Here is a 24,565-nt window from a genome sequence, read left to right as displayed (position 1 = left end):
ACCCATGACACATCTGAGACAGCTTTTCACTGCGGCCGCTGCATCGCTGATGCTCGCAGCCCCCGCCAACGCCGAGACCCAGCTGACGATCCATTATCCGATGCCCGGTTTCTTCAAGGACGTGATGGACACGATCTCGAAGAAGTTCATGGAAGAAAACCCCGATATCAAGATCACCTTTGCCAACCCCTCGGCGACCTATGAGGAAGGCATCCAGACGATCATGCGCCAGGCGGGAACGGCCGAGATGCCGGATCTCACCTTCATCGGCCTCAATCGCCTGCGCATGGTCAACGAGCGCGACATTCCCGTGGACCTCGGCCCGTTCATCGCCAAGGACGGCAACATGGCCGAGCAGGGCTTTTCGGAAAACATCCTGAAGCTCGCCCAGGTCGGCGGCAAGCAGGTGGGTCTGGCCTTCGCCACCTCCAACCCGATCATGTATTACAACGCCGATCTGGTGCGCAAAGCCGGCGGCGACCCGGAAAACCCGCCGAAGACCTGGGACGAGGTCATCGCGCTCGGGGGCAAGATCAAGGCGCTTGGCGACGGCAACGAGGGCATCGATTTCCGCTGGCAGGGCGACGACTGGATGTTCTCGGCCCTGCTCTTCGGCGCCGGCGGCGACATGCTGAGCGCTGACGAAAGCAAGGTGACCTTCAACGGTCCCGAAGGGCAGAAGGCCGTCGACGTGCTCGACCGCATGGTCAAGGACGGCGGCCTGCCGGTTCTGACCAAGCAGGCCGGCGAACAGGCCTTTGTTGCCGGCAAGGTCGGCTTTGCCTTCCAGACGACCGGCGCGCTGCGCAACACCATCAAGAATGTCGGCGACAAGTTCGACCTGCGCACGGCGCACATTCCGCTGATCGATCCGGCAAAGGGCAAGCTGCCGACCGGCGGCAATGCCGTCGTCATCCTGACCAGCGATGCCGAAAAGCAGGAAGCCGCCTGGAAGTTTGCAAAGTTCGCCGCCGGCCCCTATGGCGCCTCGGTGGTCGTTCCCGGCACCGGCTACGTGCCGAACAACGAGCTTGCTGCCAAGTCGCCGGACTATCTCGCCAACTTCTACAAGGAAAACCCGCTGTTTCGCGCCGGCCTCGAGCAGATGCCGCTGATGCGCCCCTGGTATGCCTTCCCGGGCAGCAACGGCGTGAAGGTCACCCAGACGATCGTCGAGAACCTGTCGCGCATCGTCGAGCAGCAGGCGACGCCGAAGGAAGCGCTGGACGAGGCTGCAGCCGAAGTCGAAAGCCTGCTGCCGCGCAGTTGAACGGATCCCTTGTGATGATTGTCGCCGCCCCGGAGGAAACTCCGTGGGCGGCGTCCGCCTTGTCGGTCAGCCGAGGCGACGGACCGTCCCGCCCGGAAAGAGCCTGCTCTCGAGGGTAAGATGACGGCAGCCCGACGCGTTTTCGGCCATGTCGAGCAGCAGGGCCGCCGCGGCGAGCCCCATGTCGCCATCGGGCATCGACATCGTCGTCAGTGCCGGTGTCATCAGCCGACCGAGCGCGATGCCGTCGAAGCCGGCGACCGAGACATCATCCGGCACACAGAGACCTTCGCGGCGCAGCGCCGCGACGACGCCAAGCGCGAGCAGGTCGTTGGAGGCGATGATTGCCGTGGGGCGATGGTCTGTGATGACCGTCCCGAGATCGAGGTTTTCATAGCCGTCGACGAAGGGGATCTCGATCGCTTCGATCGGCTCAATGCCTGTTTCCTGCATGGCGGCGACGTAACCGTCATAACGCAGCCGCGCCCGGTCGGAGGAGTGGAAATGACCTGAGACGACGACGATCCGGCGGTGGCCGCGTGCAAGGATGTGGCGCGTGAGCTCGAATCCGGCGCGATAATTGTCGACCGTGACGGCGGCGGGAAAGCGGGCGACAGGGCGGTTGTTCAAAAGCACGGTCGGTGGCAGTGCCGCCGAAAGCGCCTCGCTGGTGCGGGCGTTGCAGAGCGTCACGATCAGGCCGGTCGGGCGCTGTTCGAGCAGCGAGCGCACGGCGCGCGCCTCCAGCGCCGGGTCGTAATTGGACTGGGCGATCAGCACGCCATGGTTGGCCGCCTGCAGCCGGTGCTGGATGCCGGCAAGCGAGGCGGCGAACACCGGGTTGGTGACGCTCGGCACCAGCACCCCGACGACAGGCTGGTTGCGCCCAGCCGTGCGGCTAGAGGTGGGCTGCGGCCGGTAGCCGAGTTCGGCAGCCGCCCGCCGCACGCGCCGAACCATCTCGTCGCTGACCGGTCCTTCGCCGGTGAGCACGCGCGAGACGGTTGCGAGCGAGCAGCCGGCATGAAAGGCGATCTGTTGCAGGGTGGCCATGGCCGCGCTGTAGCGGGTCTTGGTAACAGGAGATTGACGACACATCCGCTCTTTTCCACATCGCGCATGAATTATTATTCAAGCTGTGAATTATATTGACAGTCGGTGAGTCCGCGGCTTTAATCGCAATCGTCGGAAGTCGAGGAGGAGTTCCGGCGAACTCATGCTTTCAGCGGCCGCAAGGAAGCGGTCCATCGGTTTTTGGGAGGGGCTTCGGCCTCGAGGAGGACGCGTGCGCAAATTTCTCAGCACGACCGCTCTGGCGGTCATTGCCACTTCATTCTGGGCAAGCTCGGCCAGCGCCGAGACGGCGAACCCGTTTCGCTGCCAGCCCGGCGAAAAATACGTCATGAACGTCATGGTGTCGGGCGTCGAATACTGGTTCCCGGTCTATGAAATGTTCAAGCAGGCCGGCCAGCAGCTTGGCTGCGAGACCGAATACACCGGTACGCCGGAATATGACGTCAACAAGCAGATCGCCACCTTCGACCAGGCGCTTGCCCAGAACCCGGCCGGCATCCTGGTGCATCCGATGAACTCGGACCCGTTCATCGAGCCGATCAACCGCGCGATCGACCAGGGCACGGCTGTCGTCACCTTTGCGGCGGACTCGCCGCTGTCGAAGCGCGTCTCCTTCATCACCTCGGACAACACCCGCGAAGGCACCTATGCCGCCGACGCGATCGCCGAGAAAATGGGTGGCAAGGGCGAATACGCGGTGCTTGAGAACCCTGGCCAGGACAACCACGACAAGCGCATCGCCGCCTTTGTCGCTCGAATGGGGGAAAAGTGGCCCGAGATGAAACTCGTCGGCCGCGCCGCTTCCAACCAGGATCCGAACAAGGCCTATCAGGGGCTGATGAGCCTCATCCAGGCCAATCCGAACCTCGGCGCCGTGTTCATGCCGGAAGCCAACTCCGCCATCGGTGCTGCCCAGGCGAGCAAGGAAAGCGGCGGCAAGGTGCTCGTCATGTGCGCCGACGTCAACGCCAACATCCTCGACATGATCAAGGCCGGCGAAGTCTTCGGTTCGATCAACCCGAACCAGGGCATGCAGGGCTACATGGGCTTCATGCTGCTCTGGCTCGCGAAACACCCTGAACTGATCGACCCGATGAACGACGCCAAGCGCTCGGGCTTCAACCCGATGAGCATCCCCGTCGTCGACAACGGGCTTTCGATCGTCACCGCCGAAAATGCCGACGACTTCTACTGGGACAAGTACCTGAAGCGTCGTGGCACCAAGGGTATCGACGAGTAAGATCCATGAATTGGCTGCCCGGTCCATGCCGGGCAGCCAGGGATGCGGGTGGAGGACAGCATGACAGCACAACCGGTTCTGGAGGTCCGGCGCGTCACCAAGCATTTCGGTGCGGTGAAGGCGTTGACGGAAGTGGATTTTCGGCTCGAGCGCGGAGAAATCCATGCGCTTTGCGGCGAAAACGGCGCGGGCAAATCCACGCTCATGAACATCATTGCCGGTGTGTTGCAGCCGAACGAAGGCGAGGTGCTTGTCGACGGCGCGCCTGTCAAAATCGGTTCGCCGGCGATCGCCCAGGCGCTCGGCATCGGTCTCGTCCACCAGGAAATCGCGCTCTGCCCGGACGCGACGGTGGCCGAGAACATGTTCATGGCCGCCACCAACCGCCGCCGCTCGCCGCTGATGAATTACGGTGCGCTGGAGCGCGAAGCTCAGGTCGTGATGAACCGGTTGGCGCCGATCGACGTGCGCCGCAAGGTCGCGGACCTTGCCATTTCCAGCCAGCAGCTCGTCGAGATCGCCAAGGCGCTGACGCTCGACTGCCGCGTGCTGATCCTCGACGAGCCGACCGCGGCGCTGACGGAAGCTGAGGCCCAGGCGCTGTTCGGCATCATCCGCGATCTCAAGGCCGCGGGCATTTCGATCATCTATATCAGCCACCGCATGGCCGAGATCTTTTCGCTCTGCGACCGAGTCACGGTGTTTCGCGACGGCCGCCACGTGGTCACCGAGAAGATTGCCGACGTGACGCCCGATGATGTCGTGCGGCGCATGGTCGGCCGCGAAATCAGCCAGCTCTATCCGCCGAAACAGGCGCCGGAAGCGCGCTCGGCGGACGCGATCCTTTCGGTTCGCAACTTGAGCGACGGCACCCGGATCGACGACGTTTCCTTCGATCTGAAGCGCGGCGAAATCCTCGGGATCGGCGGGCTGATCGGGTCCGGCCGCACCGAGATCGCCGAGGCGATCTGTGGTCTCAGGGCAAAATCGCGCGGCGAAGTGAGTTTGCGCGGAAAGACCCAGCGCATCGGCAACTACCGCGACGCCGTCAATGCCGGCATCGTCTATCTCTCCGAGGATCGCAAGGGATCCGGCGTCTTCACCGAGCTGTCGATCGCCCAGAACATCTCGGTGCTCGACCTGAAGACGCTGACTGGCCCGCTCGGCCTGCTGAACGCCAGGGCTGAGGCCGATCTTGCCCGCGATTTCGTGCGGCGGCTCGGCGTACGCATGGGCGGCATCGACATGCCGGTGTCATCGCTCTCGGGCGGCAACCAGCAGAAGGTGGCGATCGCCAAGCAACTGGCCGTTCGGCCGCAAGTCATTCTGATGGACGAGCCGACGCGCGGCATCGATGTCGGCGCCAAGTCCGAAATCCACCGGCTGCTGCGCGACCTCACGGAGACAGGGATCGGCATCGTCGTGATTTCGTCGGAGCTGCCGGAACTGCTCGGGCTTTGCGACCGGGTCCTGGTCATCCGCGAGGGCGCCATCGCCGGGGAACTCGACAACACTGAGATGAGCGAGGAGGCGGTGATCCGCCTGGCGTCCGGCGTGACGCAGGCGGATGGAACCGCGACAGGCAGGACATCCCATGTCGCCTGAAAGAACGGAAAGAGCCGGGGAGGCGGAAATGGCAGTGGATACGATGGTTGCAACCGAGAGGCAGGCGCCGGCCTGGAAGCGCATCGGCACGATGCGCGAGGCAGGACTGATCGCGATCATCCTGGCGCTTGGACTCATCATGAGCTTCGCCTCGCCGCATTTCCTCACCTTCGGCAACATGCGCGCCATGCTGATGAGCTTCTCGGTCGAAGGCATCGTCGTCGTCGGCATGACGATCCTCTTGATCGTCGGCGGCATCGACCTCGCCGTCGGCTCGGTCGTCTGCTTTGCCATGGTGCTGGCAGGGTCGCTGTTTCTCGCCGGCGTCGACCCCTGGACGGCGTCGCTGGTCGGCATCCTTGCCAGCAGTATGATCGGCATGATCATGGGCTTCTTCGTCACCGTCGTCGGGCTCAACCATTTCATCACGTCGCTGGCGGCGATGGTCATCGTGCGCGGCCTCTGCCTCGTCATCACCAAGGGCACGCCGCTGTCGCTGTTCACGCTGCCGGCCTCCTTCAAGGCGGTGGGGCAGGGCACCTTCCACGGCGTTCCCTATGTGATCCTGATCTTCGTCGCCGTCGTCATCCTGTTCGACTTCCTGCTGCGCCGGGCGACCGCCTTTCGCAAGGTGTTCTATACCGGCAGCAACGAGAAGGCGGCGCTCTACTCGGGCATCAGGACCAAGCAGGTGAAATTCTGGGTGACGGTGCTCTGCTCGACCCTCGCCGGTGTGGCAGGCGTCATCTACATGTCGCGCTTTGGTGCCGCGACGCCGACTTTCGGCGTCGGCATGGAGCTCAACATCATCGCGGCGGCCGTCATCGGCGGCGCCTCGCTCAACGGCGGTTCCGGCACCATCCTCGGCGCGATCCTCGGCATGGCCTTGCTTTCGGTCGTCACAAGTTCGCTGATCCTGCTCGACGTGTCCGTCTATTGGCAGGACATGATCAAAGGCTGCATTCTGTTGGCCGCCGTTTCGATCGATCACTTGCTGCACAAGCGGAAGGCCGCCTGACCATGCCGATTGCCAAACCCACCCTGTCCCCGGTTTCAGGCGCGCGCGAAGAGCTCGTCGTCGCCAGGCAAATGCACCAGGCCCTCGTCCTGCACTTCCTTGAAGGGCTGACCCAGTCGCAGATCGCCGACCGGCTCGGCATCTCGCAGCCGACCGTCAACCGGCTGATCAAGCGCGGCCGCCAGCTCGGCCTCGTCGAGATCAAGATCAAGTCGCCGATCGAGCCGCTGGTCGACATGGAAGAGCAGCTGCTTTCGATCGGCGGCATCCGTCGGGCGATCGTCGTGCCGACGGTTTCCGACAACCAGCAGACCGCGCTCCAGGCGGTCGGCGAGGCGGCAGCACGGCTGCTGCTCGAAGAGATCGGCGATGGCGACACCATCTGCATCACCGGCGGCAAGGGCGTCAGCGCCGTCGTCGCAGGATTGCAGGCGCCGCGCCGCTTCGATGTCGAGGTGATCCCGGGAACCGGCTGCGTCCAGGGCAAGCACTATACCGACGTCAACCACGTCTCGACGATGATGGCCGACCGGCTCGGCGGCCGCTCCTTCCAGATCCACGCGCCGCTCTTTGCCGACAGCGCCGCGGAACGGGCGATGCTGATCAACATGCGCGCGGTCGCCGATGTCTTCGGCCGGGCGCGCGAGGCGAAGGTCGCGGTGGTCGGCATCGGTTCGATCCTGTCCGATGACTCCAGCTACTACGACCTGCATCCGTCCTCGAGCACCGACCGGGCGGCGATCGAGCGCTCCGGCGCAAGCTGTGAACTCTTGGCCCATCTGCTCGATGATGAGGGACGGGTCTGCGACTACAGCCTCAACCGTTCGCTGGTCTCGCTGACGCTCGAAGAGTTCGCCTCGATCCCGACAAAGATCGGGGTGGCGAGCGGTCCGAACAAGGCAGGGCCGATCCTCAGCGTCATGCGCGGGCGGCATCTCGACACATTGGTAACCGACGAGGCGACCGGCGCGCGGGTGCTCGCCATGGCAAGCGAAAAGGGACTTCTGGCATGAGCGGGGATCAATTGACGCGCGAGATCGGCCGTTCGGGCGTGACGGCTTCGGCCGTCGGGCTCGGCACCTGGGCGATTGGCGGCTGGATGTGGGGCGGCACCGACGAGAAAGAGTCGATCGCCGCGATTCAGGCCTCGCTCGACGCCGGCGTGACCCTGATCGACACGGCGCCGGCCTATGGCCTCGGGCGTTCGGAGGAGATCGTCGGCAAGGCGATTGCCGGCCGGCGCGACGAGGCGGTCATTGCCACCAAATGCGGTCTCGTCTGGCACACGGACAAGGGCCGCCACTTCTTCGACCAGGACGGCAAGCCGGTGCACCGCTATCTGGGCCGCGATGCGATCCGTCACGAGGTGGAGCAGAGCCTGAAGCGGCTCGGAACCGACTATATCGACCTCTACATCACTCACTGGCAGGACCCGACGACGCCGATCGAGGAGACGGTTGCGGCACTCGAAGAGCTGCGCACGGCTGGCAAGATCCGGGCGATCGGCGCCAGCAATGTCGGCCGCGGCGAACTGGAACAGTACGTCGCGATTGGCGGGCTCGATGCCATCCAGGAACGCTTCAGCATGATCGATCGCGAGATCGAAACGGATCTCCTGCCGCTGACGCGTCGCAACGGTGTGGCGACACTCAGCTATTCGTCGTTGGCGCTCGGGCTTCTGTCGGGCGGCATCGGACCGGAGCGGGTGTTTTCGGGAGATGACCAGCGACGCGACAATCCGCGCTTCTCGGTCGGCAACCGTGAGAAAGTCGCGAGCTTTGCCAAAACAATCCGGCCGATCGCCGAGAAGCATGGCGCGACGATCGCTCAGATCGTCATTGCCTGGACGCTTGCGCAGGAGGGCGTGACCTTTGCCCTTTGCGGCGCGCGCAATCCGGCACAGGCGATCGACAATGCAAGGGCGGGGACAATCCGGCTCGACGAAGACGACCTTAGGGGGATCGACGCGGCGCTCGCGGCGAAACTCGTCAACATGGACAGCTAACGGACGCCATCATGAACCGTGAAGAGATTTTCAGCGGGCTCGCCAAGAGCCCGAAGGTGGACGTGTGCGTCGTTGGCGGCGGCATCAACGGTCTCAGCGTCTTTCGCGAACTGGCGCTGCAGGGGATCAACGTGCTGCTCGTCGAAAAGCACGACTACTGTTCGGGTGCGAGTGCGGCGCTGTCGCGCATGGTGCATGGCGGCCTTCGCTATCTCGAAAACGGCGAATTCAGCCTGGTCAGGGAATCTCTCGTCGAGCGCGACCGGCTGTTGAAGAACGCGCCGCATTATGTGGCGCCGCTGCCGACGACGGTGCCGGTCTTCGACCTGTTCTCAGGGCTCGCCAACGGCGCCGTGCGGTTCCTTGGCCTCACCCGTCGCCCGAGCCGGCGCGGCGCCATCGCGGTCAAGATGGGCCTCGGCATCTATGATTTCCTGACACGCAAGCGCGCACTGATGCCCAAGCATGCCTTTCGCGGGCGCCGCGCCACCCTTTCCCGCTGGCCAGCCCTCAACCCTCAGATCAAGAGTTCGGCCACCTATTATGACGCCTGGGTCAGCCAGCCGGAGCGGCTCGGCATCGAGCTGCTGAAGGACGGACTTGCCGCCGGAGCCCATGCCCGCGCGATGAACTATGCGGAGCTGTCCCTTGACGCATCCGGGCGATACGAACTGAAGGACGCTGTTACCGGCACCCGTGCCGCAATCGAGCCGAGCCTGATCATCAATGCGACGGGTGGCTGGATCGATCTCGCCAACGGGACGTTGCTGCCCTCAAAGCCTGCCCCGCTGATGGGCGGGACCAAGGGATCGCACCTGATCATCGACAGCCCGGCGCTGATGCAAGCGCTCGACGGGCACATGATCTACTACGAGAACGAGGACGGCCGCATCTGCATCCTCTTTCCCTATCTCGGCAAGGTGCTGGTGGGTTCGACCGACATCCGCGTCGACGACCCGGAGACGGTGCGCTGCGAACCGGACGAGCGCGACTACATCCTGCAGTCGCTCGCCTTCGTGCTGCCGGACATCCGGATCCGGCCGGAGGAGATCGTCTTCCAGTTCTCGGGCGTGCGACCGCTGCCAGCAAGCCAGGACAGCTTTACCGGCCGGATCCCGCGCGATCATTTCTGTACCTTCGTGGAGGGGGGCGAAAAGGCGCCGCCGGTGCTCTGCATGATCGGCGGCAAGTGGACGACGTTCCGCTCCTTCGGTGAACTGGCGGCCGATCTGGCCCTTGAGCGCCTCGGCCAGCCACGTCTGATCTCCACGGGCGATCGCCCCATCGGTGGCGGGCAGCATTTTCCCGCCGACCGGGAGGCCTGGATCGACGGTATCGCGGCTGAGACCGGCCTTTCGAAGGGGCGCTTGCGCACGCTTCTTGCGCGCTACGGTACCCACGCGACGCTCATTGCCGATTTCATCGCCGCGGGCCCTGACGAGGCCCTGCCGCATTCTGACTATTCGGCGCGCGAACTGCAGTTCCTCATCCGCGACGAGGCCGTCGAGCACCTCGACGACCTGCTGTTGCGGCGCACCACGCTCGCGATCACAGGCGAACTCTCGCTCGACATGGCCGATGCGGCGCTGGCGCTGCTTGCGACCGAGAAGCGCTGGCAGCCGGCGCGCGTGGCCGCAGAGCGCAAGCGTTTTCTGACCCTTCTCGCCGAGCGCCACGGCGTCGGCGAGGAAACCCTTTCCGCACGGAACGAACAAAGGAGTGCATTATGCGAAACAACAGCAAGGTCCGGATGAACCGTCTCTTCGGCGGTGGACGTTGCCTCGATGTCGCGATCGATCACGGCGTCTGCAACGAACCGTCCTTCCTCAATGGGCTGGAAGACATGTCGGCGGTGGTCAAGGCGCTGGTCGCCGCCGGTCCGGACGCGATCCAGATGAATTTTGGCCAGGCGGACCTGCTCCAGGACGTGCCCGGCAAGGAAAAGCCGGCGCTTGTGATGCGCATCGACATGGGCAATCCCTATAACCGGATTCGACACAGGGACATGTGGGCGGTGCTGCAGAACGAAGCCGAGCCGCTGATCGGCGCGCTGGCGATGGATGCGGCCTGCGTCGTCGTCAACCTGTTCATGCTGCCGGACGAACCTGATCTCTTTCGCCAATGCGTCGCCAACATTTCGCGTGTGCGCGCCGATTGCGACAAGTACGGCATGCCGCTGATGATCGAGCCTCTGGTGATGCAGCCGGTGACCGAACATGGCGGCTATATGGTCGACGGCAACGCCGAGAAGATCGTGACGCTGACGCGGCTGGCGCGCGAGATGGGCGCCGACATCGTCAAGGCGGACCCAACCACCAATGCCGAGGATTTCCACAGGGTGGTCGAGGCGGCGCGCTGCCCGGTTCTGGTGCGCGGTGGCGGCAAGGAAGACCTGCGCAACGTTTTCGACAAGTCGGCGGCCTTGATGCGCCAGGGCGCAATGGGCATGGTCTATGGCCGGAACATCTACCAGCACGCCAATCCGAGCGCCGTCGTGCGCGGCCTGATGGCGATCATCCACGAGGATGCCGGCGGTGAGGAAGCCTACGCGCTTTACCAGCGCGGTTGAGAATGGTTGAGACGGCGTCGCGCCCTGGGTGCGATGCCGTTGATGAAGGGGGCGGAGGCCGACGCCGTCAAGGAGAGCGGCGGCGCCCCGGCCTGTCTGGATCAGAGCCTTGGGAGGGGTTCGCGCATGGGAGAGTATCTGCTCGGGATCGACGCCGGCAACACCGTGATCAAGGCGGTGCTGTTCGACCGGGAGGGCAACGAGGTCGCATTTGCCGCAGAAGAGGGCCACAGCCATATGCCGGCGCCCGGCCATGTCGAGCGTGGGCTCGGCGAGCTCTGGAGCCAGGCAAAGGTGGTCATCCGTGCCGTCATCGAGCGTGCCGGCATCAGCGCGGACGAGATCGTAGCGATCGGCTGCGCCGGCCACGGCAACGGCCTTTATGCGCTTGACCGCAACGGCGAGCCGCTTCTCGGCATCCAGTCGCTCGACACCCGCGCTGCCGGCATCGTCGATGAATGGCAGGCGGAAGGCGTCGGTGCGCGAACCTATCCGATCGCCGGACAAAGCCCCTGGGCGTCGCAAACGCCGACCTTGCTCGCCTGGTTGAAGCGTTTCCGGCCGGATCTCTTCGCGAAGATCGGCACGGTGTTCCTGTGCAAGGATTTCGTCGTCAATCGCCTGACCGGCGCCCGCGTCAGCGATGTCTCCGATATGAGCGGCGCCGGCCTGCTCGACGTGGCAAGACGGCGCTACGACCAGGCGCTGATGGCCGCCTACGGCCTTGGCGACAGCATGGATCTGCTGCCGGAGCTTTTCGAGAGCGATGCCATGGTTGGCCGGGTCAGCGCGACGGCGGCGTCGGAGACGGGCCTTTCGGCCGGCACCCCCGTCGTCGGCGGCCTCTTCGACGTGGTTGCCTCGGCGATCGGCTCCGGCGTGACCAAGACCGGGGCCGCCTCGATCATCGCCGGCACATGGAGCATCAACCAGGTGATTGTCGATCAACCCGACCTCTCGCGGCCGATCTTCATGTCCTCGACCTTCGATCGCACGCGCTACATGGCGATCGAGGCGAGCGCCACGTCCGCTGCCAATCTCGAATGGCTGGTGCGGGAACTGTTTCCGCACGACGGCAAGGATGGTCGCTCCCCCTTCGACCTCTGCTGCCAGCTGGCGGCCGAGATCGAGCCCGGCGCGGACGATCCGCTCTATCACCCCTATCTCTACGGGGCGCAGCAGGACGGCCATGCCAGGGCGGGCTTCTACGGTGTCGCCGGATGGCATACGAAGGGGCATCTGGTGCGCGCCCTGCTCGAAGGCGTCGCCTTCGGCCATCGCCAGCACATCGCGACGCTGCGCGCCGCTGGCGCGCGCTTCAGTGAGGCGGTGCTGTCGGGCGGCGGATCGCGCAGCCTGATCTGGCCGCAGATCTTCGCCGACGTGCTTGACGTGCCGGTCACGGTCGCCCGGTCGCGCGAGACCGGCGCGCTTGGGGCCGCGATCACCGCCGGCGTCGGGATCGGGCTGTTTGCCGACCTTTCGGCCGGTGCGGCCGCGATGGTCCGCACCGAGCGGCACTACCGTCCCAACCCGGCGCTGCGGGCGCATTACGACAGGCGATTCGCGCTCCACGGCGATATCGCCGCGGCGCTGGCGCCGATCTGGCGCCGACTGGCCAGGACGGAACCCTCGGAAAGGGAAGCTGCTGCCTGATTGCCAATCCGACAATCACAACCAGCCGCTGGCCGGGCCTCAGCATGCCGGACCCGGCCAGCGGCGGCAACGGCCGGAACATCGGTCGATCGCAGCTTTGCCCGGGGGCTCAGGCAACCGCTGCGGCAAACCGACGGCCAGGCTTAGAAGCGCATGTTGATGCCGGCCTTGATGACGTGGCTGTTGATGTCTTTCTCGCTCGAACCGGTGCTGGTGTTGGTGCGGACATCCGGGGTCATGATGTAGTTGTATTCGAGCTTGGCCGAAAGGCCGCCGGCAAAGGCCTGCTCGACGCCGGCGCCGACGAGATAGCCGCCCTTGAAGCCGACGTCGTTCCGGACATCGCCGCCCTTCTTGTAGCTGGTCATGGCATAGCCGGCGGTGCCGTAGACGAGCGTCTGGTCGAAGGTGAGGCCTGCCTTCGCCTTGATCGCACCACGCCATTTTTCCTTGAGCTTGCCGCCGTTGACCTTGTGTTCGGTGTCGCCGAGGTAGGATCCCTCGATTTCGGCACCGACGATGCCCGGTCCCGCCTGCATGTTGTAGCCGGCCTGGACGCCGAGGGCGACGCCGTTGCGGTCGGCGAAGGGATTGGGCGTTCCGGTGAAGCCGATGCCGCCATGGGCACCGACATAGGCGCCGCTCCAGCTGAAGGCTGGCGGGTCCTGATAGCCGGAGTCCGAGAGATCCGCGGCCTGTGCGGAATGCGCGGTGGCGAAGGAGAGGAAGGCAAGGCCGAGCCAGAGGGGATGCTTGCTGATTTGCCGCATGACAGTGCTCCGTAAGTGAGACATGCGCCCTTTCGGGGCGCCTTCCTCCGGTGTCCGCGCTCAGGGTGGGGGCGTGCCGCCGCGGACGTCGGAAGATAGGTTTCCCTTTTCGATCTCACGGGTTGCGCCAACATTGCACGAAATCGCTAAGGCACTGATTTTTATATTAATTGTTTGTTAATCATCGGGCCGTCGGGATCAGGCCACCGGCAGGCTGATGCGGAAACATGCGCCACCGGAGGGGCCGTCGATAACGGAGATGTGCCCCTTGTGCCGGCCGATGATCTCGCTCACCAGATGCAGGCCGAGGCCGGCGCCGTGGTCGCGCGGCTGCAAGCGGTGGAACGGCTCGAAGATCCGCTCGCGCTCGCGCTCCGGCACGCCCGGCCCTTCGTCCGTGACTTCGATGACGCCGCCGCGCTCGACGGAAATGGTAATCTGCCCGCCGGCATGTTCGATGGCGTTGCGGACCAGATTGGTGACGGCGCGCTCGATCGCACCACTGTCGCCTCGCGCCGCGACGCGTTCCGCCGTGGATGAGAAGGAGAGGTCGCAGCCCGCCGCGAGCGCGAGCGGTGCCAGGTCGGCGACCACGTCGCGGCAGAGCGAAACCAGGTCGAGCCGGGCGAAATCGGTGCCGTCGCGATCGATGCGTTCGAGATCGAGCAATTGTTCCGCAAGGCCTGCAATGCGGTTGGAATCGATCAGCAGGCGGCTCCTGAGCGGGCCCGCATCGAGACCTTCGAGGCGCGTCTGCAGGATTGCGACCGGCGTCCTCAGCTCGTGCGCGGCATCGAGAATGAAGCGCTGCCGGCGCTCATAGCCGTCGTCGAGGCGCTGCAACGCGCCGTTGAACGCCTCGACAAGAGGGCGCACTTCGCCGGGAACACGGTGATCCGTCAAACGGGCGCCCCGGCGCTCGACATCGATCTTCTTGGCCTGGTCGACCACGTCGGCGAGGCTTGCGAAGGCGCGCCTGACGATGATCGGGATCGCGAAGGCCGGGATCAGAACGACGATCAGTAGGATCGGAATTAGCAGCAGGTTGGCCAGGAGGAACACCGCGAAAGATGCGCTCCACAACCGGCCGCCACCGGTGAGCACTGTGTAGGTGCCGTTTTCGGTGGCAATCGAACGCACGATCGAGGAAAGCGTGTAAGGCTCGACGCTGTCGCGGATGTCCGCAAAGGCGATCCGGTCCAGATGGTCGCCGATGCTGCGGTAGGCGTCCGGCACGGGGCCGCTGGCGATCATGTCGCCATGCTCGTTTCGCGCCAGGAACCAGAAATCCGGCGAATCGGTCCGCATCGCGCGCAGCTGTGGCGTGTCCACGAGCGTCAGCCCACGACCCGCTACCGGTTTGATGGCTCCGACTGCAACCGAGGCCGCGTCGGCGTCCATGAACTTTCCGCCAAGATCGGCGCGGGTGAGCAAGGCCATGAAGCCGGCTATGACAGCCATCAGCAGCAGCACCTGGAAGGTGAGGATCTGCCAGATCAGGCGCTTTTTCAGCGAGTTTGTCGGATTGGAGCTCATAGCGCCAGCCTCAGCAGGTAGCCGACGCCGCGAATGCTGTGGATCTCGACGTTCGCGCCGATGTCCAGCAGTTTTCGGCGCAGGCGCGACACATGGGCGTCGAGCGAGTTGGACTGGATTTCGTCGTCGTAGCCGTAGACGGATTCTTCGAGCGTCGAGCGCTGCACCGTGCGGCCCTGCCGCCGCGCCAATGTCTCCAATACCAGGAGCTCGCGTCGCGGAAGCTCGAGAGCCCGGTCGCCGACGCGTGCCTGCCGGCTGTCGAAATCGAACTCCAGATTGCCGATGCGTGCGGTCATCGGGGCGATATCGGGTGAACGCCGCATCAGCGCACGAAGCCGCGCCAGCAGTTCCTCCACCGCGAAAGGCTTGGCGAGATAGTCGTCGGCCCCCATGTCCAGGCCCTTCACCCGCTCGTCGACATTGCCCCGTGCTGTAAGCACGATCACGGGGATGCCCGATTTCAGGGCCCTGACGCGCGGGATCAGCGACAGGCCGTCACCGTCCGGCAATTGCCTGTCGAGGATGATGCCGTCGTGCACGTGGTTGGCGAGTGCTGCAAGCGCATGGTCGAGCGACGGCGCGTGGTCGAGGATCATGTCGTAGCGACTGAGTGCTGCGCTCAGCGCCGATGCCATTTCCAGCTCGTCCTCGACAAGAAGCAGACGCATTGAAAGTCTCCGGTACAGATGGTCTTCACGTGCCACGTCTGCTGGATGAGGGTTGCAGCAACGTTGCGCTGTTGCCGGGCTTTATCGGTTGTAGCGACAGAGGTCGACATCCCGCAACAGTGCGCGGCTGCACCTTACGGTATCGGACCGGGCGTTATGGTTGAACTGCGTCTGGTATGGCAAGCGATGCCGCGCGCTCCGGTGACTGACGCGCAGCATCGCAGGCCTGCTGCATGTTTGCCCGATCGCAAGTGGCGAAAGGACAGACACGCGGCAATTCAAGGGACGGCAACGACCGTTGCGCGTATTCAGGTCGCACGGTCGGTCCGACAGGCCTGTTGTCGCCGACCAGGCGGAACGTCGCCACGCGGCGCGGCCGAAGGATGGCTCAGCGCGCCTTGGCTTTAAACAGCGCCGTGACCCGCTGGGGGTTCCACTCGATTGCTTCGAAGCCGGAATCGAGCAGAATGTTGAACACCGGCACCAGCGTGCTTTCCTTGTTCACGCCCTTCTCAAAACCGCAATCGACCGTGACATAGGCGGTCGACTTCAAGGTCTCGTAGGCTCCTGCGAGGATCTCCGGCTCGGCGCCCTCAGCCTCGATCTTCAGAACCGCGACCTTGCGGATGCCAGCTTCGGCGGCGAAACTGTCGAGGCTGCGCACCTTGATCTTGAACTGGTCGACGTATTCGTCGGTCTCAAACAGCGATCCGTCAGCCGTATTCGGCTTCGAATAGAAGGTGAGTTCGCCATCGCTCGACCAGAGCCCGAAGCGGTTGGTTTCGCGCCGGCCGCCGAAATTGTTGAGATCGCAGCAGTCCGCCTCCAGAGGCTCCGGTTCGAAGGCGTGGTATTCCAGCCCCCTGCTGCGGCTATAGGCGCCAAGCTCACCGACATTCGCGCCGCAATCGATGAAGGCCCCGTCGAGCGGTCCGGTGATGCGATGCAAGAGGTAGGACTCGTTCAACTGCTTCAGCCGCGCGTCGATGCCGCGCTTGTAGAGCCATAGCCGGTCCCGGCGGCAGATGTTGAGCTCGTTCTTTCCATCCGACAGCGTGATCATGCTGTCGTTGTCGTTCATCGCGATGCGATGTCTGTGACCCTTCAGCGAGCTGGTGCTGTTTGCCAGTCGAACGAACTGGCGGTTGGAAATGCCTTCAATCAATGATTGTTGAGCGCCCTTCAGCAGCTTCATCTAAGTTCTCGCCCCCGCGATATGCTTGCCCCATATGCCATATAAGAAATTAGGAAAATAACCTAATAATCTCAGGCAATTGCCTCATATCGCGATTCAGGGCGTCGTCAATGGCAGGGGCGGCGGTGACACCACAAAAGGTTGCGCTTATTCCCAACTTGTTGCGCGCTGTTCGTCACGGAAGCGACGGGCGACAGCGGGGCGGCCGGTGATCCGCCGTCCCGGTCTTCTGCTCGGGCCTGTGGGGCAGGCTTCAGGCGACGGCTGCAATCACCTGGAAGGCGTCGTAGGCTGCAAGTACCGTTTCCTTCTGGGCGTCATGGCCGGCGATGAACGCGTCGCCATAGATCGTCTCATCGGGATATTCGGTGATCAGCGTCAACGGCGCCGTATGGCGGTCGTCGACGGAGATCATGCAGGGAAAGCCGTTGATGATGCGGAATCCGGTTTCGCCGGCATGGGTCTCATAGAGTGCGATCTGGGCGTCGTTGTAGGCAAGCAGACCCGGCACGGCGGCGAGCCTTGACGTGACCGCTTCGATCAGCTGCTCGGCGCGGGCTTCCCATTCGGCATGATGGCGCATGATCAGGAAGAAGCCCTTGGGCAGCGTCCACATGGCAAAACCGCGCGGCACGTAGCCTGACAGCGGCCGGGTCCACTCGTGCGAGGGATAGCCATGCAGGTTGACGTGCAGTTGGGCTCCGGTCAGCCGTTCCGCTTCCTTGCGGATCTCGCGCTCGTTGAGCGCTGGACCCGTGCGGTATTCGAGGTCGTCGCCAAGTGCGGTGTAGCGCGCGGCGTGATGCATGTGCAGCGGGTTGTCCACTCGCAGCCGCTGGTGCACGGCATAACCGTCGGGGTTTTCGAGCGGCGAGATGGTGAAATGCGCGCCCGGACGGGCGGCGAGCACCTTTGCGGCGCGCAGCGCACCGACGATGCCGGTCGTCTCGTTCGGATGCTGGCCGCCGCTGATCATCACGGCCGCATCGGTCCCGCTGCGGTAGCGGGCCTTGACCGGGCGGCCTGCACGCGATTGTGCCTCGAAGGCCTGGCCCTCGATGTCGCCGAGTTCGGCGTGGATCTGCGCGACCGACAACGGCGCCTGCGCGGTGTCGATCGCCTGGGTGTCGCCTTGTGCATCCGTCACTTGCAAGGGACGGGCTTCGACGACGACGGAGGGTTTTCCAACGCCGAAGACGATCTCCGGAACGATCTGACCGGGCTTCAGGCCGCGATCGCCGAGCGGTCGGCCGGACTTCTTCTGGAAGACTTCGAGCAGCGAGAAATAGAAATCCTCGTGCAATGCCTCGCGCAGGCTGACGACTTCTTCACCGACCGGCAGGCGAAAATCGGTGATCGGCAGGGTGGCGCGGATGCTGAGTTCTTCGAAATAGGGTTCACTGTCGCCCCAGGCGTGGTCGGCGATCGCCCGCATGGTGCCGGCAAAGAGCCGCTCGTAGTCGGTCTCCAGATGGCATTCGCGATGCTTGTCGCAACCCTCGTCGAGCCGGATCCAGCCGGTCGGCGACAGAAGCGTCTCGCCGATGAAATCGGTGTGGATGCGGTTGGGTGCAAAGACGGCGTGGCTTTCCCGGCGTCCGTCGCGGAAGGTCAGCACGACTTCGTAGGTGAAGGCTTTGGTGCTTCCTGCGTCGAAGCGGATCTCCGCGTCGCCGACAAGCGCTGCCAGCGGATATGCCTCAAGCAGGAAGCGGTTCTGTGGTGCGCCCTCATGCTGGGGATAGCCTATGACGACGCTCGTGAGTGCCGCGCGATCGACCTCCTCGAGGAAGAAGTGCAGCAGTGGCTTGTAGGCGCTCCTGAGCATTGCCTTGACACCGAAGCTTGCGAGCTTCTGCTCGGCCGCCTTGCGGCTGGCCGCATCGTCGAACAGCCAGGCTTCGAGCTTGGTGCCGCGGGCGGTTTCCTTGCCATAGGTGGTCAGGAGCGTGTCGAGCGTGCGCTCGAAGGCGCCTTCGAAAATCATGGTCATCGCGAGGTTCTGCCGGTTGGGTCGAGGCTGTCGCGCAGCCAGTCGCCGAGAAGATTGAGGCCGAGAACGGTCAAGAGGATCGCAAGGCCCGGGAAGACGCTGACCCACCAGGCGTTCTGCAGGTAGGTGCGACCGTCGGCCAACATGCCGCCCCAGCTCGGGATCAGCGGATCGACGCCGAGGCCGAGGAAGGTGAGGCTGCTTTCGAGCAGGATGTTGTTGGCAACGTTGAGCGTCATCAACACGATGACCGGCCCGATCAGGTTCGGCAGCAGGTGCTGGAACAGGATCTTGTAGTCGCGCACGCCGATGGCGCGGGCCGACTGGATGAACTCGCGTTCGCGTAGCGACAGCACCGAGCCGCGCACGAGGCGGGCATATTGCACCCATTGCGACACGATCAGCAGGATGATGGTGTTGCCGAGCCCGCCGCCGACGATGGCGATGAAGGTGATCGCGAGCAGGATAAAGGGCAGCGCCAGCTGGACATCGGCAAAGCGCATGACGAGCATGTCCCAGAAGCCGCGATAGTAGCCCGAGACCAGCCCCATGACCACGCCGAGAACGACGGCGCCCGCAACGGAGGTCAGGCCGACGAGCAGCGAGATCTTGCCGCCGGCAACCACGCGGGCAAGCACGTCACGGCCGAGCGGATCGGTGCCGAGCGGATGCGCCCAGTTGACGAAGGGCGGCGTCAGCCGCGCCATCAGGTCGATCTTGTCGACGCCGCCCGGAAAGAGCACGCCGGAGAAGAGAACGGCGAGGCAGATGCCGCCGGTGAGCAGCGCGCCGAGGATGAATTCGAGATTGCGGAAACGGGCGAAGCGGGTGCTTGTAGCCTTGGTGGTCATCGGCTCACTCCGTCCGGATGCGTGGATCGACGAGGCCATAGGCGATGTCGACCAGGAGGTTGACGCCAACGATCATCAGCGAAAGCACGGTGATCACGGCTTGAAGAACGGGATAGTCGCGCGAGGCGACCGCGTCGAAGGCGAGCGTGCCCATGCCCGGCCAGTTGAAGACGAGTTCGACGACAACGATGCCGCCGAGCAGGCCGCCGAACTGCAGGCCGAAATAGGTGATCAGCGGGATCGCGCAGTTACGCAATGCATGCTTGTAGAGCACCTTGCTTTCGCTGAGGCCCTTGGCGCGGGCGACCATGATGTACTGCGACTGCAAGGTTTCCAGCATCGCGGTGCGCACCAGCCGCACATTGGTCGCCGTCAGGATGATGCCCATGGTCAAGGCGGGCATGATGAAGCTTGCAAAGCCGTCCATGCCGCTCGGTGGAAGCCATTTCAAGACGATCGAGAACAGCAGCACCAGCATGATCGCCAGCCAGAAGTTCGGGAAGGAAAGCCCGATCAGCGACAGGATGCGGATCGTCTGGTCGGCCCACTTGCCGCGGGCGACGGCGGCGCGAATGCCGAGCGGGATGGAAATGGCGATCGAGACGATCAGCGAGGCAAAGGCGAGCAGCATGGTCGCCGGCAACGCCGAGGCGATCAACTGCGAGACCGGGGTGCCGCCCATGAAGGAGCGGCCGAAGTCGAGCCTGAACATGCCGGTGATGAAGTCGTAATACTGCGACAGGAACGGCTGGTTGAGGCCGAGCCCTTCGCGAATGCGCACGAGGTCTTCCTCGGTGACACTGCCGGCGCCCTGCGCCAGCATCAGGGCCGGGTCGCCGGTGAAGCGAATGGCATAGGAGACGGTCAGCGTCACGACGAACACGACGAACACCGCCTGCAGAAAACGTTTGATCAGAAATCCGGCCAAGTGACCCGCCCTTTAAGGATAAAAGGTCCGCCGCCCTGAAGCGGCGGCGGACCGGATAGTTTTACTCGACCGTCACGTCCGTCAGCCGCAGGCGGCTGTCCGGGACCGGCGTGAAGTTCTTGACGCGCTTGCTCACGCCGAAGATGGCGTTGAGGTTGTAGAGCGGCATCTCGAGCGAACGGTCGGCGGCGTAGTTGGCGATCTGCTTGAGGATTTCCTCGCGCTTGGCCCGGTCGGTGATCGAACGCTGGGATTCGAGCAGCTTGTCGAGTTCCGGATCGCTGTCGTAGGGGTTCCACTTTTCGCCCGAGTGGTACATCGAGTAGGCGGTGTTGTCGTAGTCGAGCGTCCAGCCGCCCCAGGCCTGCTGGAACATCGCACCGGTCTTGCCGGCCGGGATGATATCGTTGAGCAGGACGTTGGTCTCGTAGGGCTTGATCGTGGCGTTGATGCCGATCAGCTGCAGGTAGCTTGCGACCGCCTGCACAACCTCGTTGAAGGTCGCATCGTTGCCGCGAACGTCGATCTGGACGGTGGCGCCCGGCGCAACACCGGCTTCCTTCAACAGCGCCTTGGCCTGTTCCGGATCGTAAGGCAGCGGCTTCATCGTCGGGTCGAAGCCGAAGGAGAGCTTGCCCTGGAAGCTGGCGATCGGATCCGCCTGGCCGCCGAGGATCGACTGGATGATGGTGTCGCGGTCGACGCCGAGGATCAGCGCCTTGCGGACCTTCGGATCCTTGGTGATGCCGTCACGGGTGTTGAAGCGCAGCGCGTAAACGGTCGGGCCAGCGCTGGAGGCGATCTCAAGGTTGCTGTCGTCCTGGATCGTCGGGATCATGCCGATCGGAATGGTCGGCGGGATGACAAGATCGACGCGGCCGGCCTGCAGCTCGGCAACGGCGGTCGCCGGTTCCGAGATGAAGCGGTAGTTGAGGTTGGAAAGCTTCGGCGCGCCGCCCCAATGGTCAGCGAAGGCTTCGAGCTTGATGCCGACCTTCGGCTCGTAGGAGACGACCTTGAACGGGCCGGTGCCGACCGGATGCGCGTTGAAATAGTCCTCGCCCTTTTCCTTTATGTACTTCGGCGGCACGATCATCGCGCCATAGCCGGCAAGCTTGGTGAGCAGCACCGGGTCCGGGGTCTTGAGAACCAGATCGACGGTCTTCTCGTCGACGATCTCGACCTTCTCGATCACGGCATAGTTGGACTTCTGCGGGCCCTTGGAGCCCTCGTCGCCAAGCAGGCGGTCGAAGGTGAACTTCACCGCTTCGGCATTGAAGGGCTCGCCATTGTGGAACTTGACGCCTTCGCGCAGCGTGAAGCGCAGGCGCTTGCCGCCGTCGAGCTCTTCCCACGCGGTGGCAAGGCCGGGCACGAGCTTGAGGTCCGGGCCGCGATAGGTCAGGCCGTCATAGACGTTGGTGGCGACAGACGCCCAGTTGACGAGGAAGGTGTCGACCGGGTCCCAGCTGCCCGGATCCTGCGGCGACGACACGGTCAGCGTGCCGGCGGCAAAAGCCGGGGCTGCGGTCATGAAACTGCCGGCCATCGCAAGGGCGATGAAAGCGGCGTGGATCCCCTTTTTGTTGATCATTTACTCACTCCTGTTTCGACAGCCTTCTTGAGAAGAGAAAGCGGCTCACGCACCCTTGGCCACGTAATGGCCAGGGGCGATCTCCTTGCGCGGCAGAACCGCGGGTTCATTGCCGACGCGCCGGATCGGGCTCGGGATTTCGCCTTCGAGCATGGCGCGCTCGCGGCCCTTGCCGGGCTCGGCGACCGGGACGGCGGACAGCAGTCGGCGGGTATAGGGATGGGCTGGCGTCTCGAACACCTGCTGGCGGCTGCCGAATTCCATGATCTGGCCGAGATAGAGCACGGCGACCCGGTGGCTCATCCGCTCGACCACCGCCATGTCATGGCTGATGAACAGATAGGCGAGACCCTCCTGCTCCTGCAGCTCCATGAACAGGTTGATGATCTGCGCCTGGATCGAGACGTCGAGCGCCGACAGCGCCTCGTCGGCGATGATCAGCTTGGGACGGGAAGCAAGCGCGCGGGCGATGCAGACGCGCTGGCGCTGGCCGCCGGAGAATTCGTGCGGATAGCGCCTGGCGTGCGCCGCCGTCAGCCCGACACGCTCGAGCAGTTCATGCACGCGCTTTTCGATTTCTCGTTCGCCGAGGATCAGGCCGTGGGTGCGGATCGGCTCGGCGATCGAGAATCCCACGGTCTTGCGCGGATCGAGCGAGGCGAAGGGGTCCTGGAAGATGTACTGGATTTCCTGCTTCAGCCGCTGGCGCTCGGCATAGCTCATGGCCGAGACCGGGCGGCCACCGAAGAGGACATCGCCTGACGTGGCGCTCTGCAGCTGCTGGATCGTTCGGCCGATCGTCGACTTGCCGGAGCCCGATTCGCCGACGAGCGCCAGGGTTTCGCCCGGGAAGATGTCGAAGCTGACGTTCTCGATGGCGTGCACGCGGTGCGTCGCCTTGCCGAAGAGGTTCTTGCGCACGTCGAAACGGGTGACGAGATCGCGCACCGACAGGATCGGTGCCGCGTCGTAGCGGGCGGTGCGCTGCAGGTGAACGTCGCCGACCAGCTTCGGCTCGCCGTCCACCATCATGGTCAGCGGCAGGCGCTTCGGAAACTCCTCGCCGGTCATGCTGCCGAGTTTCGGCACGGCGGACAGCAATGTCTGGGTATAGGGGTGCTTGGGAGCGGAAAAGATTTCGTTGACCGGGCCTTCCTCGACCTTGCGGCCCTTCCACATGACGACGACGTCGTCGGCCATTTCGGCGACGACGCCCATATCATGGGTGATGAAGATCACCGCCATGCCGAGTTCCTGCTGCAGGTCGCGGATGATCGTCAGGATCTGCGCCTGGATGGTGACGTCGAGCGCTGTCGTCGGCTCGTCGGCGATCAGAAGCTTCGGCCGGCAGGCAAGCGCCATGGCGATCATGACGCGCTGGCGCATGCCGCCGGAAAGCTGGTGCGGATAGCGGCCGATCAGTTCGGCGCTGTCTGGAAGGCGGACCATGTCGAGCAGCCGGCGCGTCTCGACGAGCGCTTCGGCCTTGGTCATCTTCTCGTGCAGCATCAGCACTTCGGCGACTTGATCGCCGATGGTGAAGACCGGGTTCAGCGAGGTCATCGGCTCCTGGAAGATCATGGCGATCTCCTTGCCGCGAATGGCGCGCATGGTTTTCTGCGGTGCGCGCGTCAGGTCGATCTCGCCGTCCTTGCCGCGAAACAGGATGCGGCCTGACGGAAACTGGCCGCCCATCATGTCGGAGAGCCGCATGATCGACAGCGAGGTCACCGACTTGCCGGAACCGGATTCGCCGACGATCGCGAGCGTGCGGCCGGGCGTGACGGTGAAGCTCAGGTCTTCGACGACAGGGTTGCCGTTGAAGGCAACGGAAAGCTTCTCGACGGCGAGCAGGGGCGCAGGCAATTCGGCAGTCACGCGGTCATCCTCGTTCAAAGTGTGGTCGCGGCGCGCGCGGACTGTTCATAGGCGCCCGACATGAAACGCAGGACGGCGGCGATTTCAGAAAGTGTTTCTTCGGAGGGACGGGCCTTCGCGGTCGACGAGACCAGCAGGCGTTCGCGGATCTGGGCGTAGCGCGTACAGGCGTCCGATCCCTTGTCGGTGATGAGGATGGTCTTTTCCTTGCCTTCCTTGCCCGTCGTCACCAGGCCCGCGGCCTCGAGCTTGCGGATGGCGTAGGTCGCGACATGGGTGTCTTCGATGTCGAGCACCAGGCAGATGTCGGCAAGCTTCTTGCCGCGATCGCGATGGCGGATCGTGTGCAGGATCAGGATTTCGATCGGGGAAAGTCCGGGGACGCCGGCGGCCGCCATGCAGCGCATCATCCAGCGATGAAAGGCGTGCGATGCGAGGATCAGCCCGTATTCGACCTCCGAAAGGCCGGGAGAGCCGCCTTCCGCCAAGTGCGCGGAGGAAACGATCGGGCCGATGGCCGCGACGGGCTTCAGGTGTTCGGGCAGGGCGTCTTCTGCCCATTCCCGTCCTCCAAAGCTATCCTCCGACTTCTTCGTCATTCAGCTCTTCCTCATCTTGACGATTTTATGTCATCATTTTATCGACATTTTGTCAACGAACTGCTTTGATGAATTTCCGGGCTTGCACAATGAAGCGGCTCGCGAATGAGAGG

The 24,565-nt window shown here is 64.1% G+C and carries 20 protein-coding genes; 9 read left to right on the top strand and 11 right to left on the bottom strand.

Translation table 11 applies throughout. The features are described from left to right. The first annotated feature begins 4 nt into the window (after positions 1–4). Positions 5–1,270: an ABC transporter substrate-binding protein gene (locus VGO12_RS27775; protein ID WP_327515950.1), complete on the top strand. Its 1,266-nt coding sequence runs from the start codon at positions 5–7 to the stop codon at positions 1,268–1,270. A 66-nt stretch (positions 1,271–1,336) separates the two neighbouring features. On the opposite strand, the gene VGO12_RS27770 is transcribed toward VGO12_RS27775, so the two are convergent. After that, positions 1,337–2,323, bottom strand: coding sequence for a substrate-binding domain-containing protein (locus VGO12_RS27770; RefSeq protein WP_327516034.1), 987 nt, complete (start codon positions 2,321–2,323; stop codon positions 1,337–1,339). A 232-nt stretch (positions 2,324–2,555) separates the two neighbouring features. Between VGO12_RS27770 and VGO12_RS27765 the strand changes: the two genes are divergently transcribed. The 8 genes from VGO12_RS27765 to VGO12_RS27730 all read left to right on the top strand — a co-directional run bounded on the left by VGO12_RS27765 (position 2,556) and on the right by VGO12_RS27730 (position 12,437). Beyond that, positions 2,556–3,584, top strand: a complete 1,029-nt coding sequence (locus VGO12_RS27765; protein ID WP_327515949.1) for a substrate-binding domain-containing protein — start codon at positions 2,556–2,558, stop codon at positions 3,582–3,584. Positions 3,585–3,644: 60 nt separating this feature from the next. Further along, positions 3,645–5,189 carry a sugar ABC transporter ATP-binding protein gene (locus VGO12_RS27760; protein WP_327515948.1) on the top strand — a complete coding sequence of 515 codons (1,545 nt, stop codon included), beginning with the start codon at positions 3,645–3,647 and terminating at the stop codon, positions 5,187–5,189. A 28-nt stretch (positions 5,190–5,217) separates the two neighbouring features. After that, positions 5,218–6,207: an ABC transporter permease gene (locus VGO12_RS27755; RefSeq protein ID WP_327515947.1), complete on the top strand. Its 990-nt coding sequence runs from the start codon at positions 5,218–5,220 to the stop codon at positions 6,205–6,207. Between the two features lie 2 nt (positions 6,208–6,209). Further along, positions 6,210–7,220 (top strand): sugar-binding transcriptional regulator, encoded by a 1,011-nt coding sequence (locus VGO12_RS27750; RefSeq protein WP_327515946.1) that lies wholly within the window; start codon positions 6,210–6,212, stop codon positions 7,218–7,220. Continuing rightward, positions 7,217–8,212 carry an aldo/keto reductase gene (locus tag VGO12_RS27745; protein ID WP_327515945.1) on the top strand — a complete coding sequence of 332 codons (996 nt, stop codon included), beginning with the start codon at positions 7,217–7,219 and terminating at the stop codon, positions 8,210–8,212. Before VGO12_RS27750 ends, VGO12_RS27745 begins: the two co-directional genes overlap by 4 nt. Positions 8,213–8,223: 11 nt before the next feature. Then, entirely contained in the window at positions 8,224–9,966 is a 1,743-nt protein-coding gene (locus tag VGO12_RS27740) for a glycerol-3-phosphate dehydrogenase/oxidase (protein ID WP_327515944.1), read from the top strand. Continuing rightward, positions 9,939–10,781 (top strand): class I fructose-bisphosphate aldolase, encoded by an 843-nt coding sequence (locus tag VGO12_RS27735; RefSeq protein ID WP_422653424.1) that lies wholly within the window; start codon positions 9,939–9,941, stop codon positions 10,779–10,781. The genes VGO12_RS27740 and VGO12_RS27735 overlap by 28 nt, the downstream gene beginning before the upstream one ends. A gap of 126 nt (positions 10,782–10,907) precedes the next feature. Further along, on the top strand, positions 10,908–12,437 hold the full coding sequence (locus VGO12_RS27730) for an FGGY-family carbohydrate kinase (protein ID WP_327515943.1): 1,530 nt from the start codon (positions 10,908–10,910) through the stop codon (positions 12,435–12,437). A 143-nt stretch (positions 12,438–12,580) separates the two neighbouring features. Here the strand turns inward: VGO12_RS27730 and VGO12_RS27725 are convergent, their stop codons facing one another. The 10 genes from VGO12_RS27725 to VGO12_RS27680 form a co-directional block, all read right to left on the bottom strand. Beyond that, positions 12,581–13,207 carry an outer membrane protein gene (locus tag VGO12_RS27725; RefSeq protein ID WP_327515942.1) on the bottom strand — a complete coding sequence of 209 codons (627 nt, stop codon included), beginning with the start codon at positions 13,205–13,207 and terminating at the stop codon, positions 12,581–12,583. A 198-nt stretch (positions 13,208–13,405) separates the two neighbouring features. Beyond that, a complete protein-coding gene (locus VGO12_RS27720) occupies positions 13,406–14,743 on the bottom strand; it encodes a HAMP domain-containing sensor histidine kinase (protein WP_327515941.1) in 1,338 nt (445 codons plus the stop codon). After that, positions 14,740–15,414 carry a response regulator transcription factor gene (locus VGO12_RS27715; protein WP_327515939.1) on the bottom strand — a complete coding sequence of 225 codons (675 nt, stop codon included), beginning with the start codon at positions 15,412–15,414 and terminating at the stop codon, positions 14,740–14,742. Before VGO12_RS27715 ends, VGO12_RS27720 begins: the two co-directional genes overlap by 4 nt. Positions 15,415–15,802: 388 nt before the next feature. Further along, entirely contained in the window at positions 15,803–16,609 is an 807-nt protein-coding gene (locus VGO12_RS27710) for an FkbM family methyltransferase (protein ID WP_327515938.1), read from the bottom strand. Positions 16,610–16,862: 253 nt separating this feature from the next. Further along, on the bottom strand, positions 16,863–18,602 hold the full coding sequence (locus VGO12_RS27705) for a M14 family metallopeptidase (RefSeq protein ID WP_327515937.1): 1,740 nt from the start codon (positions 18,600–18,602) through the stop codon (positions 16,863–16,865). Next, entirely contained in the window at positions 18,599–19,453 is an 855-nt protein-coding gene (locus tag VGO12_RS27700; protein ID WP_327515936.1) for an ABC transporter permease, read from the bottom strand. The genes VGO12_RS27705 and VGO12_RS27700 overlap by 4 nt, the downstream gene beginning before the upstream one ends. Positions 19,454–19,457: 4 nt before the next feature. Then, positions 19,458–20,381 carry an ABC transporter permease gene (locus VGO12_RS27695; RefSeq protein WP_327515935.1) on the bottom strand — a complete coding sequence of 308 codons (924 nt, stop codon included), beginning with the start codon at positions 20,379–20,381 and terminating at the stop codon, positions 19,458–19,460. Between the two features lie 61 nt (positions 20,382–20,442). Then, positions 20,443–21,930 (bottom strand): ABC transporter substrate-binding protein, encoded by a 1,488-nt coding sequence (locus tag VGO12_RS27690; protein ID WP_414650792.1) that lies wholly within the window; start codon positions 21,928–21,930, stop codon positions 20,443–20,445. A gap of 90 nt (positions 21,931–22,020) precedes the next feature. After that, positions 22,021–23,853, bottom strand: coding sequence for an ABC transporter ATP-binding protein (locus tag VGO12_RS27685; protein ID WP_327515933.1), 1,833 nt, complete (start codon positions 23,851–23,853; stop codon positions 22,021–22,023). 14 nt (positions 23,854–23,867) lie between these two features. Beyond that, positions 23,868–24,452, bottom strand: coding sequence for a winged helix DNA-binding protein (locus tag VGO12_RS27680; protein WP_327515932.1), 585 nt, complete (start codon positions 24,450–24,452; stop codon positions 23,868–23,870). Positions 24,453–24,565 lie beyond the last annotated feature (113 nt).

The organism is Ensifer sp., from assembly GCF_035999135.1.
In the GTDB taxonomy this organism is placed as follows: Bacteria; Pseudomonadota; Alphaproteobacteria; order Rhizobiales; family Rhizobiaceae; genus Ensifer.
The sequence above is the reverse complement of the archived record's forward strand: the minus strand, read 5'-3'. Positions and strand labels throughout refer to the sequence as shown.

Coding starts and splice junctions, on each gene's coding strand:
- VGO12_RS27775 (WP_327515950.1), top strand. CDS start 5: ATGACACATCTGAGACAGCTTTTCACTGCGGCCGCTGCATCGCTGATG.
- VGO12_RS27770 (WP_327516034.1), bottom strand. CDS start 2,323: ATGGCCACCCTGCAACAGATCGCCTTTCATGCCGGCTGCTCGCTCGCA.
- VGO12_RS27760 (WP_327515948.1), top strand. CDS start 3,645: ATGACAGCACAACCGGTTCTGGAGGTCCGGCGCGTCACCAAGCATTTC.
- VGO12_RS27755 (WP_327515947.1), top strand. CDS start 5,218: ATGGCAGTGGATACGATGGTTGCAACCGAGAGGCAGGCGCCGGCCTGG.
- VGO12_RS27750 (WP_327515946.1), top strand. CDS start 6,210: ATGCCGATTGCCAAACCCACCCTGTCCCCGGTTTCAGGCGCGCGCGAA.
- VGO12_RS27745 (WP_327515945.1), top strand. CDS start 7,217: ATGAGCGGGGATCAATTGACGCGCGAGATCGGCCGTTCGGGCGTGACG.
- VGO12_RS27740 (WP_327515944.1), top strand. CDS start 8,224: ATGAACCGTGAAGAGATTTTCAGCGGGCTCGCCAAGAGCCCGAAGGTG.
- VGO12_RS27735 (WP_422653424.1), top strand. CDS start 9,939: ATGCGAAACAACAGCAAGGTCCGGATGAACCGTCTCTTCGGCGGTGGA.
- VGO12_RS27730 (WP_327515943.1), top strand. CDS start 10,908: ATGGGAGAGTATCTGCTCGGGATCGACGCCGGCAACACCGTGATCAAG.
- VGO12_RS27725 (WP_327515942.1), bottom strand. CDS start 13,207: ATGCGGCAAATCAGCAAGCATCCCCTCTGGCTCGGCCTTGCCTTCCTC.
- VGO12_RS27720 (WP_327515941.1), bottom strand. CDS start 14,743: ATGAGCTCCAATCCGACAAACTCGCTGAAAAAGCGCCTGATCTGGCAG.
- VGO12_RS27715 (WP_327515939.1), bottom strand. CDS start 15,414: ATGCGTCTGCTTCTTGTCGAGGACGAGCTGGAAATGGCATCGGCGCTG.
- VGO12_RS27710 (WP_327515938.1), bottom strand. CDS start 16,609: ATGAAGCTGCTGAAGGGCGCTCAACAATCATTGATTGAAGGCATTTCC.
- VGO12_RS27705 (WP_327515937.1), bottom strand. CDS start 18,602: ATGACCATGATTTTCGAAGGCGCCTTCGAGCGCACGCTCGACACGCTC.
- VGO12_RS27700 (WP_327515936.1), bottom strand. CDS start 19,453: ATGACCACCAAGGCTACAAGCACCCGCTTCGCCCGTTTCCGCAATCTC.
- VGO12_RS27690 (WP_414650792.1), bottom strand. CDS start 21,930: ATGGCCGGCAGTTTCATGACCGCAGCCCCGGCTTTTGCCGCCGGCACG.
- VGO12_RS27680 (WP_327515932.1), bottom strand. CDS start 24,452: ATGACGAAGAAGTCGGAGGATAGCTTTGGAGGACGGGAATGGGCAGAA.